This is a genomic window from Methylobacterium sp. J-090 (genome assembly GCF_022829345.1).
Taxonomy (GTDB): domain Bacteria; phylum Pseudomonadota; class Alphaproteobacteria; order Rhizobiales; family Beijerinckiaceae; genus Methylobacterium.
This window is the reverse complement of the sequence record NZ_JAKSXV010000066.1, coordinates 42799-56919: the sequence shown is the minus strand read 5'-3', so window position 1 is coordinate 56919 and position 14121 is coordinate 42799. Positions and strand designations below refer to the sequence as shown.

Annotated in this window: 15 protein-coding genes; 7 read left to right on the top strand and 8 right to left on the bottom strand. The window is 67.5% G+C overall.

What is annotated here, in order from left to right:
• Positions 1–128 precede the first annotated feature (128 nt).
• Positions 129–2894 carry a PAS domain-containing sensor histidine kinase gene (locus MKK49_RS10480; protein WP_244028191.1) on the bottom strand — a complete coding sequence of 922 codons (2766 nt, stop codon included), beginning with the start codon at positions 2892–2894 and terminating at the stop codon, positions 129–131.
• Between the two features lie 266 nt (positions 2895–3160).
• Between MKK49_RS10480 and MKK49_RS10475 the strand changes: the two genes are divergently transcribed.
• Both MKK49_RS10475 and MKK49_RS10470 read left to right on the top strand, forming a co-directional pair.
• Complete coding sequence (locus MKK49_RS10475) at positions 3161–3976, top strand: class II glutamine amidotransferase (RefSeq protein WP_244028189.1); 816 nt, start codon at positions 3161–3163, stop codon at positions 3974–3976.
• Positions 3977–4332: 356 nt separating this feature from the next.
• Positions 4333–5067, top strand: a complete 735-nt coding sequence (locus tag MKK49_RS10470; RefSeq protein ID WP_244028187.1) for a NepR family anti-sigma factor — start codon at positions 4333–4335, stop codon at positions 5065–5067.
• A gap of 399 nt (positions 5068–5466) precedes the next feature.
• Here the strand turns inward: MKK49_RS10470 and MKK49_RS10465 are convergent, their stop codons facing one another.
• A complete protein-coding gene (locus tag MKK49_RS10465; RefSeq protein WP_244028185.1) occupies positions 5467–5766 on the bottom strand; it encodes a hypothetical protein in 300 nt (99 codons plus the stop codon).
• A gap of 312 nt (positions 5767–6078) precedes the next feature.
• Between MKK49_RS10465 and MKK49_RS10460 the strand changes: the two genes are divergently transcribed.
• Together MKK49_RS10460 and MKK49_RS10455 are read left to right on the top strand one after the other, a co-directional pair.
• Positions 6079–6489, top strand: coding sequence for a DUF1236 domain-containing protein (locus MKK49_RS10460; protein ID WP_244028184.1), 411 nt, complete (start codon positions 6079–6081; stop codon positions 6487–6489).
• A gap of 143 nt (positions 6490–6632) precedes the next feature.
• Positions 6633–6884, top strand: a complete 252-nt coding sequence (locus MKK49_RS10455) for a hypothetical protein (RefSeq protein WP_244028183.1) — start codon at positions 6633–6635, stop codon at positions 6882–6884.
• Here the strand turns inward: MKK49_RS10455 and mscL are convergent.
• The 3 genes from mscL to MKK49_RS10440 all read right to left on the bottom strand — a co-directional run bounded on the left by mscL (position 6865) and on the right by MKK49_RS10440 (position 8976).
• Positions 6865–7308, bottom strand: a complete 444-nt coding sequence (gene mscL, locus MKK49_RS10450) for a large conductance mechanosensitive channel protein MscL (RefSeq protein WP_244028182.1) — start codon at positions 7306–7308, stop codon at positions 6865–6867. The two genes, MKK49_RS10455 and mscL, sit on opposite strands and share 20 nt — an antisense overlap.
• A 69-nt stretch (positions 7309–7377) precedes the next feature.
• Entirely contained in the window at positions 7378–8256 is an 879-nt protein-coding gene (gene pssA, locus MKK49_RS10445; RefSeq protein ID WP_244028181.1) for a CDP-diacylglycerol--serine O-phosphatidyltransferase, read from the bottom strand.
• A 9-nt stretch (positions 8257–8265) separates the two neighbouring features.
• Positions 8266–8976, bottom strand: coding sequence for a phosphatidylserine decarboxylase (locus MKK49_RS10440; protein ID WP_244028180.1), 711 nt, complete (start codon positions 8974–8976; stop codon positions 8266–8268).
• Positions 8977–9327: 351 nt separating this feature from the next.
• Between MKK49_RS10440 and MKK49_RS10435 the strand changes: the two genes are divergently transcribed.
• Complete coding sequence (locus MKK49_RS10435) at positions 9328–9573, top strand: HigA family addiction module antitoxin (protein ID WP_244028204.1); 246 nt, start codon at positions 9328–9330, stop codon at positions 9571–9573.
• A 67-nt stretch (positions 9574–9640) separates the two neighbouring features.
• On the opposite strand, the gene MKK49_RS10430 is transcribed toward MKK49_RS10435, so the two are convergent.
• Both MKK49_RS10430 and MKK49_RS10425 read right to left on the bottom strand, forming a co-directional pair.
• A complete protein-coding gene (locus MKK49_RS10430) occupies positions 9641–9934 on the bottom strand; it encodes a type II toxin-antitoxin system RelE/ParE family toxin (protein WP_244028179.1) in 294 nt (97 codons plus the stop codon).
• Positions 9931–10164, bottom strand: coding sequence for a hypothetical protein (locus MKK49_RS10425; protein WP_244028177.1), 234 nt, complete (start codon positions 10162–10164; stop codon positions 9931–9933). The genes MKK49_RS10430 and MKK49_RS10425 overlap by 4 nt, the downstream gene beginning before the upstream one ends.
• A 343-nt stretch (positions 10165–10507) precedes the next feature.
• Here MKK49_RS10425 and MKK49_RS10420 point away from each other — a divergent pair, with 343 nt between their 5' ends.
• Together MKK49_RS10420 and MKK49_RS10415 are read left to right on the top strand one after the other, a co-directional pair.
• Positions 10508–11011: a hypothetical protein gene (locus MKK49_RS10420; protein WP_244028176.1), complete on the top strand. Its 504-nt coding sequence runs from the start codon at positions 10508–10510 to the stop codon at positions 11009–11011.
• Positions 10998–11726: a hypothetical protein gene (locus MKK49_RS10415; protein ID WP_244028175.1), complete on the top strand. Its 729-nt coding sequence runs from the start codon at positions 10998–11000 to the stop codon at positions 11724–11726. The genes MKK49_RS10420 and MKK49_RS10415 overlap by 14 nt, the downstream gene beginning before the upstream one ends.
• A gap of 343 nt (positions 11727–12069) precedes the next feature.
• On the opposite strand, the gene MKK49_RS10410 is transcribed toward MKK49_RS10415, so the two are convergent.
• On the bottom strand, positions 12070–13980 hold the full coding sequence (locus MKK49_RS10410) for an ABCB family ABC transporter ATP-binding protein/permease (RefSeq protein ID WP_244028174.1): 1911 nt from the start codon (positions 13978–13980) through the stop codon (positions 12070–12072).
• Positions 13981–14121: the final 141 nt, after the last annotated feature.

The following is a 14121-nucleotide window of genomic DNA, read 5'->3' as shown; positions in this document are numbered from 1 at the left end:
GAACGCCGGGAAAACCCATCTGCGATCGCCCTCCCGCGAGGGGGAGGGACAACGCGTGCTTGATCGAGGAGATCGGCGATCTCACCGATGCGGGAATCCCGGACCCGCGCGTCCGGAAAACCACCGCCTCAGGCGTCCGCGATGAGGTCCCGGATGCGCGAGGCCAGGGTCTCCAGGACGAACGGCTTGGTGAGGACCTGCATCCCCGGCCGGAGATGGCCGTTCCCCAGCACCGCGTTCTCGGCATAGCCGGTGATGAACAGCACCTTCAGGTCGGGCCGCCGCTCGCGGCCGGCATCCGCCATCTGCCGCCCGTTCATGCCGCCCGGAAGCCCCACATCCGTCACCAGCAGATCGATGCGCACGTCGGATTGCAGCACCTTGAGGCCGGCGATGCTGTCGGCGGCCTCGATGGCGGTGTAGCCGAGATCCTCCAGCACCTCGGTGACCAGCATCCGCACCGAGGGTTCGTCGTCCACGATCAGCACCGTCTCGCCCTGCCCGGCGCGGCGGATTTCGGCGAGCTTTCGGGTGACGTCGTCCGCATCGGCCTCGCCATAATGGCGCGGCAGGTAGAGGCACACCGTCGTCCCCTGCCCGACCTCGGAGTAGATCCGCACCTGCCCGCCGGACTGGCGCGCGAAGCCGTAGACCATCGACAGGCCGAGCCCGGTGCCCTCCCCCGTGGGCTTGGTGGTGAAGAACGGCTCGAACACCTTGGCCACGAGGTCCGGCGCCATGCCGGTGCCGGTGTCGGTGACGCAGACGCCGAGATACTGCCCCGCCGGCATGTCGTGCCGGCGGCCGCCGGATTCGTCGATCCAGGTGTTGGCGGTCTCGATGGTGATGCGGCCGCCATCCGGCATGGCGTCGCGGGCGTTGATGCACAGGTTCAGCAGGGCGTTCTCGAGCTGGCCCGGGTCGATCAGGGCCGGCCACAGGCCCGCGAGGCCGACGACCTCCAGGTGGATGGCCGGGCCGACGGTGCGCCGGACGAGTTCCTCCATGCCCCGGATCAGGCGGTCCACGTCCGTGGGCTTGGGGTCGAGGGTCTGGCGGCGGGAGAAGGCGAGCAGGCGGTGGGTCAGGGCGGCGGCGCGCTTGGCCGCCCCCTGCGCGACGGTCATGTACCGGTCGAGATCGCCGATGCGCCCCTGACTCATCCGGGTCTGCATCAGCTCCAGGGAGCCGGAGATGCCGGCGAGCAGGTTGTTGAAGTCGTGCGCGAGGCCCCCGGTGAGCTGGCCCACCGCCTCCATCTTCTGCGATTGCCGCAGGGCCTCCTCGGTCAGGCGGAGCGCCTCGGTCTGGTCCTTGACCGCGGTGACGTCGCGGACCGAGGCGTAGATCAAGCCGTCGCGCGGCACCGCGTTCCAGGACAGCCACACGGCGTGGCCGTCCTTGTGGCGGTAGCGGTTCTCGAAGGTGAGCTGGGCCTCGCCGCGCGCCAGGCCGCGCGCCGCCTCCACGGTGACGGCGACGTCGTCGGGATGGACGAAGTCGAGGAACGGGCGCGCCTTCATCTCGGCCTCGCTCCAGCCCAGGGTCCGGGGCCAGGCCGGGTTGAGGCTGAGGAAGTAGCCGTCGAAATTGGCCACGCAGAGCAGGTCCGAGGAGGCCTGCCAGACCTGATCGCGCTCCGCCGTGCGGGCGGCGACCTGGCGCTCGAGGTCGGCCTCGGTCTGCTTGCGCGCGGTCACGTCCTGCACGAACACGTGGATGCCGTCGACGCGGCCCTCCGTGGTCCGGCGGGGCAGGTAGCGGATCTCCGCGACCCGGGAGCGCCCGTCGCGGTGCGGCCAATCGAGGTCGAAGGTCACCGCCTCCCCCGCCAGCGCCCGGTCCATGAACGGCCGGCGCGCCGCGTAGGCCTCCGGCCCGAGGAGGTCGCGGACGTCCCGGCCGATGATCCGCTCGGCGGGCACGGAGAACCATTCGTCGTAGGCCCGGTTGGCGAAGCGGTAGACGTGGTCGGCGCCGATGAAGGAGATGAGGACCGGCAGCGCGTCGGTGATGAGGCGCAATTCGCGCTCGCCGGCCTCCGCGCGCGCCTCCATCGTTCGCCGGTCGGTGATGTCGGAGAAGAAGATGGCGACGCGGTGGGAAGCGGGGTCGCCCGTGCGCAGGGCCCGCACGTCGAACCAGCGCCCGAACACGTCGGCGTAATGCTCGAAATGCGCGGGCTCGCCGGTCAGCGCCACGCGCCCGTAGGTGTCGAACCAGTGCCGCTCGAGGTTGGGCGCGAAGGCGCTCACCCACTGGCCGGCGACGTCGGCGCCCGTCTGCCGGACGAAGGCGGGGTTGGCCTCGACGATGCGGTAATCGACGGCGCGGGGACCCTCGAACTTCATCTCGACGATGCAGAACCCAACCTCGATGCTCTCGAACAGGGTCCGGTAGCGCGCCTCGTTCTCCCGCAGCGCCGCCTCGGCGAGGGTGCGCTCGGTGACGTCGTGGCCCTCCACGAAGATGCCGCTGACCGCCCCGTTCGCATCGGTGATGGGCTGGTAGACAAAATCGAGATAGCGCTCGTGGACCGGCCCGCCCGGCGCGGCCTGGACGTCGAACCGGGCGGCCGTGGCCCGGTGCGGCCGGCCGGAGCGAAACACCGCGTCGAGCAGATCGACGTAGCCCTGGGCGGCGGCATCCGGCAGGGCCTGCGCCACGGTGCGCCCGAGGACGGCGCGGTGGTCGATGGCGCGCTGGTAGGCGGCGTTCGTCAGGACGAAGCGATGCTCGGGACCGGTCAGGAGGGCGATGAAGCTCGGGGCCTGCTCGAACATCTGGGCGAGGGAGGCCGACTGCGCGCGCAGGAGGCGGACCTCCGCTTCGAGCTGCTCGCGCGAGAGGGTTTCGGGGTCATGGCTGACGTCTTGGCTGGTCCCGGCGCTCATGCGGGGCGAATTACCCTGCGATTGTGGTGCACGCGAGGAAAAACAGAGGGCGCCGACCGCCCCCAGGCCCGGAGCGAAACTTCCGCGGTTCCGCTTTTGCCCATCATGCTCTAGCTCTCGATCGCGCAACCCTTCGATTCCCCACCCGTTGCCGTTCGTCCCCCTCGCCCAAGATTCGTCCCTCACCCAAGATTTCGTCCCTCGCCCAAGATTCGTCCCCTCGCCCGATTCGCCCCTCGCTCAAGAAACGCCCAAGAAACTCTCCCATGTGCGAATTGCTCGGCATGAGCGCGAACGTGCCCACCGACATCCGGTTCTCCTTCGCCGCCCTGGCGCGGCGCGGCGGCGAGACCGGTCCGCATGCGGACGGCTGGGGCATCGCGTTCTACGAGGGACGGGGGGCGCGCGCCTTCCACGAGCCGGAACCCAGCGCCCAATCCGAGCTCGCCAAACTCCTGCGCCGGACGCCGATCAAGAGCCGCATCGTCATCGCCCATGTGCGCAAGGCCAATCGCGGCCGGGTGAACCTCGAGAACACCCACCCGTTCAGCCGGGAATTGTGGGGCCGGCGCTGGACCTTCGCCCACAACGGCCAGCTCAAGGGCGTGAAGAAGTGGCCGCTCACCTGGTTCAAGCCCGTGGGCTCCACGGACAGCGAGCACGCCTTCTGCTGGATGCTCGACCAGCTGCAGCAGCGCTGGCCCGACCTGCCGAGCCCGGCGCGCCTCGACCGCGCCGTGGCGGACCTCTGCGCCGAACTCCACGGCCTCGGCGTGTTCAACATGCTGCTGTCGGACAGCCGCACCCTCTACGCCCATTGCGGCAAGCGCCTGTGCTACCTCACCCGGTGCGCGCCCTTCGGCACCGCCACCCTGGTGGACGAGGATTGGCGCGTCGATTTCGCACAGGAGACCGGCACCGACGACGTGGTGACGGTGATCGCCACCAAGGCGCTCACCCGCGACGAGTGCTGGACCGACGTCGAGCGCGGCCACGTGCTCTCGCTCCGCGACGGGGCCGTGCGCATCCTCAAGCCGGACGGCCGGCCGTCCGCGCGGGTGACCTCCCCCTGCGGCTGTTGACCGAAGACAATCAACGAAGTGCGATGAGGACGTCCTTGTACAAGGACGGGGGACCGAACGGTATTCGGATGCCGACATAGGGCACATCGGTACTCCCTCTCCTGGAAGGAGAGGGGACCAGAGCATCCCGCGGGATGTGCGAAGACGCTTTGCAGGGAGAGATACCCCGCGCTGCCCGCGCGATGGGTCGAACCGCGGGGCTGTTGATGCCGGGGACGACGCAACCCTGACGGTTGCGGGCCGGGATGCGTGGCCGGGCGGGATGCGCTACAACGCGTTCAAACGACGGGCCTCGCGCGCTTGCCAACCGCGCGCCGGAGGCTCCTCCCCCGCGATCGACCAGAACACGACGAGCCATGACCCGCGACGCGATCGACACAGTCTCCGACATCGAAGCCCCGGCGGATGCCCGTCCGAACCTGTCGTCCAACATCCGGACGCATCTCGGCGATCACCTGCGCACGGTCTACGACCGCCTGCCCACGGACGAGCAGCCGAGCCGCTTCGCCGAACTCATCGAGAAGCTCGAAGCGGCCCTGAAGGCCCGCGGCGAGGCCATCGAGCCCGAGTTCCGCAACGGCCTGCTGGCCGCCGTGCCGAGCTTGCGCGCCTTCGCCCTGTCGCTCACGAGCAACCCGGCCCGCTCCGACGACCTCGTGCAGGACACCCTGCTCAAGGGCTGGCAGCACCGCGCGCGGTTCCAGCCCGGGACCAACCTGAACGCGTGGCTGTTCACGATCCTGCGCAACATCTTCTACTCGGACCACCGCAAGCGGGTGCGCGAGGTCGAGGACCAGGACGGCTCCTACGCCGCGCGCCTCGCCACCGCCCCGCACCAGGGCGACCGCCTCGACGTCGAGGACCTGCAGACGGCGCTCGCCAAGCTGCCGCCCGACCAGCGCGAGGCCCTGGTGCTCGTCGGCGCCGAGGGCGTCTCCTACGAAGAGGCCGCCGCCATCATGGGCTGTAAGGTCGGCACGGTGAAGAGCCGCGTCAGCCGCGCCCGCGGGCGCCTCGCCGAACTTTTGGGCTACGACGAGGAAGACCTGTCGTCGGACCGGCTGATCCAGTCGGCGATGCCGAAGGATTGAGGGGAGGCGTTGTCCGGTGCTGCGTCCGGGTGGTCGCGGAGGGCGGGTTGACCGCGCGCCGGCCGTTCGCCTGTTGCGTCGGCCGCAGGCGCGCATTCCCCTCTCCCCGCAAACCTTCCGGCTTCACACATTGTCAGCGCGACGCGGCACTCCTCCCCCTTGCGGGGAGGAGTTGGAGGTGGGGGTGGCTCCGCTGGCCTCAGCCGGCTCAGGGTCACCCAACCACCCCCACTCCTAACCTCTCCCCGCAGGGGGGAGAGGAACGCGCTCTGCCAGTAAAAACGTAGATGTGTGAATTCTGTAGCCCCGCAGGCGGGGCGAGGGGACGCGCGCCAAACGGTTGGTTTTCCTCGAATGTCGCGATTCGAGCCTAAAACTGCCGCGCCCCCCCCCAACCCCCTAGTTCCGCGCGCCCTGCGACGCGCCGATGCCGCCGAGACCGATGCCGGTGTTCGCGCTGCGGCCGGAGCCGCCGCCCATGTTGCCCATGCCGCCGTACAGGCTGCTGACGCCCTGGCCGCGCAGGATGCCGGTGGGATCGCGGGGCGTGGTCTGGCGCGGGATCTCGATGGTCTGCTGCGGCGCGCGGTAGGTCGGCGCCTGCTTCAGGGCGTTCCACGTCCGCGACTGGGAAATGGCGGCGCCGGTGCCGAGGGCGAGGATCTGAGCGGCGGCGAGGATGACGGCGAAAGACTTCATGATGCTCTTCTGTGCGAGTGGACTATAATTTAATCAACGTCCCGCGCAGGCTGCATCATCCGCAGGCTTATATGCCCGCCATAAAGGCATTGTGCCCTTTCTCACATCATCGACAGGTCGCGGGATGAGGCCCGGACCCATTCCGGTCGGCCCGTCCCGGCATCCTTGGACAGCCGGATCGGGCTCGATCCCCGACCGTGCGGATCCGGAGCCAGGTTTTTTCGGCATCCCTTTGCGGGGGTCGCACGTTGAGATCCCGAACCCGGCAGCGCTTCACAGCGACGCGGGACACATTATTGGGAGACGCGAACCATGAACCTCAAGATCCTTCTGGCCGCCTCGGCCCTCGCCCTCAGCCTGCCGGTGGCCGCACAGGCCCAGGGCCTCGTGCGCGGGGCCGAGCGCGGCGCCCAGGACGGGGCCGATGTGGGCGGCCCCATCGGGGCCATCGTCGGCGGCGCCGTCGGTGCGGCCACCGGCACCGTGGGCGGCATCCTCGGCATCGACGACCGTCCGCGCTTCCGCCAGTACGTCACCCGCGAGCGCCGCTCGTCCTACGCCTATGACGGCGATGTCCGCGTCGGCACCGTGCTGCCGAGCGCCGGCGTGACCTATTACGACGTGCCGGACGAGTACAACGCCCGCGACTCGCGCTACACCATCGTCAACGACCGTCCGGTCCTCGTCGATCGCAGCCGCCGGATCGTCGAAGTCATCGACTGATCCCACTTAGCCTCGGACTTCGAGAAAGCCCCCGGCGACGGGGGCTTTTTCTTATGGCGCGAGCGATCATTTGTCGGCACCGGCGCAACACTTGCCCCGGCCGGATCGTTGCCTCGTCTGCAAGATGATCGGGAGATGTCACCGTGAGCGACCACCCCCTGCCCGACGCGGCCCTGCCGGAGCCGGTGCGCGACCACCTCGGCCAGCAGCTGCGCTCGGTCTTCACCACGGACGAGGCCGCGCCGGAATATCTCGGCGACCCGGTGACGCCGGCGGCGTTCGGGCCCCAGCTCAAGCGCCTCGAAGTGCGGCTGAAGACCCACGAGGAGGGCACGGGCGCCGTCGAGCAGGCGCTGGACGGCCTCGTCGAGGATCTTACCGGGAAGGCGCGCTGACCGGAGCGGACGGCTTCGTCGCCAGGAGGTCGCGGATCTCGATGAGCACCTTCACGTCGGCCGGCACCTCGGGGGCGGGCTTGGCCTCCTCGCGGCTGACGAGGCGGTTCATGGCCCGGATCACGAGGAACAGCACGAAGGCGACGATCATGAAGTTGATCGCCACCGTGAGGAACTGGCCGTAGCCGATCACCGCGCCCTGCTTCTTCGCGTCGGCATAGGCGGCGCCCTTCTGCACGCTCGACGACAGGGCGATGTAGTAGTTCGAAAAATCGAGGCCGCCCGTGATGGCGCCGATCATCGGCATGAAGACGTCCTGCACCGCCGAGGTGACGATGGCGCCGAAGGCCGCGCCGATGATCACACCGACGGCGAGATCGACCACGTTGCCGCGCAGGGCGAACTTTTTAAATTCTTCGAGCATCGTGGTCTCCGCGCCTGATTCGTCGCGCGAAGACTAGGCGATACTGTTGCGATGCAACAGGCGATGCGGTCAGCTGTCCACGGCGCGATCGCGCTCGGAGCCGCCGGGGTCGCGGTCGTCGGGCATTACGGGCGCGGGGAGTGAGGCGGCCGCCCGCGCCTCGGCCTTGGCCCGGCGGCGGTACTGCGCCGCGCCGATGGGCAGGGTGACGAGGTAGCCGAGGGCGAGCGCCACCATGGCCTCGAACGGGAACGAGATCAGCAGCCCGAAGGCGGCCACCCCCACGAGGAAGATCGGCAGCACGGCCTCCCGCGGCACCCGCTTGCCCACGGTCTTGCCGGAAAACGTCGGCACCGTGGAGACGACGAGGAGGGCGATGCACAGCATGTAGCCGAGCACCACCGGAGCGGCCCAGCGCTCCAGGGGCAGGCCGAGGAAGTGCAGGTAGAGGGGCAGCAGCACCGTCAGCGCCCCGGCGGGTGCGGGCATGCCGACGAAGAAGTCCTTCTTCCAGGCCGGGCGGTTGGGATCGTCCAGCATGGCGTTGAAGCGGGCGAGGCGCAGGGCCATGGCGATGGCGAAGATGAGGGCGACGATCCAGCCCACCGATTTCAGCTCCTTGAGGGCGAAGCCGTAGAGGATCAGCGCCGGGGCGCAGCCGAAATTGACGAAGTCGGCGAGGGAATCGAGTTCGGCCCCGAAGCGCGAGGTCCCTTTGAGCATCCGCGCCACGCGCCCGTCGATGCCGTCGAGGAAGGCGGCGGCCACGATGGCGATGACGGCGGGCTCGAACTTGCCCTCGAAGGCGAGGCGGATGGCGGTCAACCCGAGGCACAGGGCCATCAGGGTGATCATGTTGGGCGCGATCATCCGGAACGGCACCGGCTTGAACCGGCGCGGCCGCGGCTCGTTGGCGTCGGGGGCGAAGGGCGGGAACAGATCGTCCATGCTCATCCCTCAGATGCGGCGGAACGTGCGCTCGGGCCCGCCGGCGAGGTCGGCGAGCACGGTCTCGCCCGCCACCGCCTTCTGGCCGAGGCCGACGAGGACGCGGGTGCCGACCGGCAGGTAGACGTCGACCCGCGAGCCGAAGCGGATGAGGCCGAAGCGCTCGCCGACGCTCAACGTGTCGTTGGCGTGGACCCAGCCAACGATGCGGCGGGCCACCAGCCCGGCGATCTGCACGACGCCGATGCGGAGCGGCGCGCCCGCGTGGGTCGTCTCCATCACGAGGCCGTTGCGCTCGTTGTCGTCGCTGGCCTTGTCGAGCTCGGCGTTGAGGAACAGGCCGGGGGTGTAGTGGATCTGCCCGATCCGGCCCGTCACCGGCACGCGGTTCACGTGGCAGTCGAACACGTTCATGAACACCGAGATGCGCAGCATCGGCTCCTGGGGCAGGTCGAGCTCCGGCGGCGGCAGCACGGTGGAGATGAGGTTCACCCGCCCATCGGCCGGCGACACCACGAGGCCGTCGCCCACCGGCGTGACGCGCTCCGGATCGCGAAAGAAGTAGCAGACCCACAGGGTGAGGATCAGAAAAATCCAGCCGAGGAACTGGGCGAAGTACCCGCCGATCACCGTCAGCACGATGCCGATGAGGATGAACGGATAGCCCTCCTTGTGGATCGGCACGAGGGTTCGGCGAATCGTCTCGAGGAGGTCGGACATGCGGTCTTTCAGATCGTGGCCCTGCACGGGCGCGAACGGGAATCCGGACTCCGCGCGATGGCAGGGCGAGAGGGGCGCGTCAACCTTTGGGGGGTTTTGCAGTTAGGTCGGGGCGGCAGCGAGACGACGCCACCAGACAGGATGCGGTCGAGCGCGGGTCCCCTCTCCTGGAAGGAGAGGGACAGGGTGAGGTGTGCGAACTCTCCGAATAGGTCCCACACCTCACCCCAACCCTCTCCTTTCAGGAGAGGGAGCCGGTTGCGACCGCTCGGCACGATGCGAACACTGGCTTCGGCAGGAGGACTGCGCTCAGCGAAGGAGGGAGACACAGTGACCGATCACGGAATCCGGATGAAGAACCCGGCCCATCCGGGCGGATTCGTCCGCGAACTCACGGAGAACCTCAACCTGTCGCTGAGGGATGCCGCCGTTGCCCTCGGGGTGCCCCACCCGGCCCTGCTCGATCTGGTCAACGAACGAGCCGCCTTGTCGCCGGACATGGCCCTGCGCCTCGAAAAGGCGTTCGGCGTATCGAGGGACACGCTGATGCGGATGCAGGACAATTTCGATATCGCGCAAGCCGACAAGCAGTCTTGAGGCCGCACGAGCGTTCGGACCTTGCCACTCCCGCTGTCAGTCGCCCCGCGCGTGCAGCCGTTCCGCGTCAGGACGCATCCGGCATGGAGGCGGGGTCACGGGCGGCATGGCGGACACCGATGACGATCAGCTCCGCGTCGGTGACGCGGTTAAAGATCAGGTAGGGATAGGGCCGCACCACGATGCGCCGCAGCGTCGGATGGCTCGTACGCTGGCCGCTGTGGGGATGCTCGGTGAGAAGATCGATCGTCTTCAGGATGCGCGACCGGACGCGACGCGCGCCCTGTGGCGACTGGTCCGCGATCCCGTCGAGGACGCCGGCGAGTTCGGCCACCGCCTCCGGGGTGTAGCGCAGCCTCAAAGGCCGTGCTTCGCCCAGACGGCCCGCACCTCCTCGTCGCTCGCGAACTCGCTGCGTTCGGCCTGTTCGAGGGACTTGGCGAGGGACGCCGCTTCCGCCGGCGTGAGTTGATAGACGGCCTGGTCGTCCTCGTCGCCCGCGAGCCTCAGCAGGACGCGGGCGAACGCGTCCTGTGTTTCGGGCGGGAGGGCGCGGACGCGCGCGACGGCTTGATCCAGAAGCTCGGTCATGTGGGTATTATGCACGAGATCTGTCTTTGACAGGAAGGGAGCAGGGCGGCATTCGGAAGATGAGCACCACCGCGCAACTTACCGAGAATGTCCACCGCACTCCGAGCGCCGAGATTACCAGCCTCTGGACGCGCACGACGCGTCGCTGGCCATCAGCGGCCGCGTCGAGACTTTCCTCAACGTCTACCGCGAGAAGCACCCAGGGGCCGACTAACCCGGGCTCCTTTCGGTTGATGGCTCCACTCTCAACTGTCTGCCCATCCACAGCAACTTCAGGCGCAAGCTTCGCCGCCACTCCATCCAAGCGTGTTTCTTTGCTACCCTTCGCGTCGTAGGAGTGACAATGCCGACCAAGCTCAAAATTAAGATGGGTCACATCGAGTTCGAGTATGAAGGCGACGCCGTCTACGACAACGAGGCCGTGAAGGACCTCTTTAGCCATATCGAGTCGTTGACCGGTGCCGCGCCTCCCGGCACCTTCGACGCCCTAGCACCGATTAACGAGCTAGAGAACGGAGACGGTGACGGGGACGTTCTCGCCGAAATTGCCAACCTCTCGGCGCAGACAGTCTCAGCTCGGCTCGAATGCAAGTCCGCGAGGGATCTCGCGGTGGCTGCCGCCGCTCACCTCCAATTATGCCAAGGTCGAAAGAGCTTCACCCGCAAGGAGCTACTTACCGACATGCAGCAAGATAATGGATACTATAATCAGAGCATGAGTTGGAATCTTAGCTCGACCCTGAATCGGCTCGTCTCTGGGAAGATTCTCATGACGATGACGGGCGATCAGATGTCCCTGTCTGCGAACGAACTAGCGCGCTTGAAGGTCAAACTTGCTCATTCCTGACGATCTCAAGCTTGCCCTTCAGCGCGACGGCCTATCCCGGGCCGACAAGGTTCTTCTGGTTATCGCAAGCCTCGACCAGCCGGTGAAGAATCCCGCCATCATGGCGCGGGCGGAGGAAGCCGGCTGCAGTATTAAGACATGGAACATCGCTGATATCCTGACGAAGGCGAAGGGCACAACTCTCAGGATGCCCTGCGGCTATGAGGTGTCAGAAAAGGGCCATGCGCGGCTCGAAGAACTTGGTGTTAGCAAGCTCTCGCCCGCCGCCGCGAAGGTCGCCCAGGACTTACGCAAGCATTTGGCCTTAATCAAGGACGACACAACGCGCGCCTTTGTGGCCGAGGCCATCCAATGCCATGAAGCGGCCCTCTATCGCTCGGCCATCGTCATGTCGTGGCTAGCCGCCGTCGGCGTACTGCACAACGAGGTAGTGGCTAATCATTTGTCAGCCTTCAACACCGAGGCGAAGAAGGTGGATGGGAAGTGGAAGGTCGCGGCGACTACGGACGACCTAGGGCGCATGAAGGAAGTCGACTTCCTTGACCGGATCGCGGCCATCGGGATGGTTGGCAAGAACGTGAAGACGCAACTCGTGGCTGGCTTAAACCTGCGAAACGGCTGTGGCCACCCAAACAGTCTGAAAGTTGGTGCTAACTCGGTCGCGGCACACATCGAGATGCTACTCCTCAATGTGTTCGATAAGTTCGCCTCATGACGCGCGCTATCTTTGCTGGCTTGGTCTCAGCGGCTCGCGCGCTCTCGTGAGCGACAAGCCTCTACATCGAGACGCGGTGATCAGAGCCATACTGACTCAGACAGTGCGCCCAAAGCAATAACGAACGTCCGCAATGAGACGTGAGTAGGCACGAAGGCGACGTCTGCTTTGCTGGGTTTCCGCCTGGAAGCGAAGCATCGCAGATTAAGATTTTCAATCAACGACAGAAATCTTAGTCGCTGCAGCCTGATGCGGCTCCAAGATCCACGTGACGCGTCAAAGCTTCACTTTTCAGCCGCCGAAGTGACAGAGGACTGTACGAGCCAGCGAGGGAGAAACGCTTTCACTCCACCGGCTCCACAGCCCGCACCACCCCCACACGCCCCCGCTCCCCCTCCACCCCCTGCAAAACCGCCAATGCCGCATCGGCCTCCCGCTGCCGGCTCCACAGCGACGCATAGACCCCGCCGGCATCCAGCAAGCTCTGGTGCGTCCCACGCTCGACGATCACCCCCTTGTCCAACACCAGAATCTCGTCGGCGTTGACCACCGTCGAGAGGCGGTGGGCGATGACGAGGGTGGTGCGGCCGCGAGACACCTTGTCGAGGGCATCCTGGATTTCGCGTTCGGTGAAGCTGTCGAGGGCCGAGGTCGCCTCGTCGAGGACGAGGATCGGGGGCCCCTTGAGGATGGTGCGCGCGATGGCGACGCGCTGCTTCTCGCCGCCGGAGAGTTTCAGGCCGCGCTCGCCCACGGGGGTGTCGTAGCCCTCGGGCAGGGCGGAGACGAAGCGGTCGATCTGGGCCAGGGACGCGGCCTCGCGCACCTGGGCGTCCGTGGCGTCCCAGCAGCCGTACCGGATGTTGTACCCGATGGTGTCGTTGAACAGCACCGTGTCCTGCGGGACCATGCCGATGGCCGTCCGCAGGGACCCTTGGGTGACCCCGGCGATGTCCTGGCCGTCGATGAGGATGCGCCCGCCCTGCGGCTCGTAGAACCGGAACAGGAGCCGCGACAGGGTCGACTTGCCGGCGCCCGAGGGGCCGACGATGGCCACCGTCTGGCCCGCCGGCACCGTGAAGGAGACGCCGCGCAGGATCGGCCGGGCGGGGTCGTAGGCGAAGCGCACGTCCCGGAACTCCACCGTGCCGCCCCGGGCCTGGAGCACTTTCGCGTCCGGCCGGTCGGCGATCTCGGGGTTGCGGTGGAGGATGAGGAACATGTCGTCGATGTCGATCAACGCCTGTTTGATCTCGCGGTAGATCATGCCCATGAAGTTGAGGGGCATCGACAGCTGGATCAGCATGGTGTTGACCAGCACGAACCCGCCGATGGTGGTGCGCCCGGCCAGGATGTCTCTAGCTGCGAGCCACATCACCACCGTCATGCCGATGGTGAAGATCACGGCCTGGCCGGCGTTGAGGACGGCCAGCGAGACGTAGGTCTGGGTCGAGGCCTTTTCGTACTTGGCCATGGAGGCGTCGTAGCGCTCGGCCTCGCGGCGCTCGGCGCCAAAATACTTCACCGTCTCGAAGTTCAGGAGCGAATCCACCGCCTTGGTGTTGGCGTCGGTGTCGGAGTTGTTCATCCGGCGCCGGATCTCGATGCGCCACTGCGTCGCCTTCCAGGTGAAGCCGAGATAGGCCGCCACCATCAGGAACACGACGGCCGAGTAGATCCAGTCGAACTCGTAGGCCAGCACGCCGATGACGAGGACGAACTCGACGATGGTGGGCACCAGGGTCAGCACCATCAGGCGCGACAGCTCCTCGATGCCGCCGCGGCCGCGCTCCAGCACCCGGGTCAGGCCGCCGGTCTTGCGCTCGAGGTGGAAGCGCAGGGACAGGCGGTGCATGTGCTCGAAGGTCTGCAGGGCCAGGCGCCGCACGGCGTGCATCGCCACCTTGGCGAACAGCCCGTCGCGCACCTGCGTCAGCCCGGCCATGGCGATCCGCGACAGGCCGTAGAGCCCGATGAGGAGCATGGGTGCGGCGAGCAATCCCGTGGGGATCGCGGCGCCGGGCTTGGCGTCGGTCATCGCCACCAGGGCGTCCGTCGCCCACTTGAACGTGAACGGGGTGACCATGGTGACGAACTTCGCCACGATCAGCAGGCCGAACGCGAGGAACACCCGCCGCTGCAGGTCGGGCCGGCCGTAGGGCCAGAGGTAGGGCCACAGGCGGCGATAGGTGGCGACGAGGCCGGGGCGCGCGGGCGGCGTGCCGCTCGCCGCTTGCGCGGGGTCGGGGGTCATGGGTGGGTCTCGGTGTCGGCTGAATTGTGAACGGATATAAGCCGGCCCGCGTCCAATGACAGCCGCGCGCCGGCGCGGGGCGGCCCCGCGTCGGCGCGCCGGGCGGATGCGCCGGTCCGGAACGGCGGGGTTTTCCGGCGC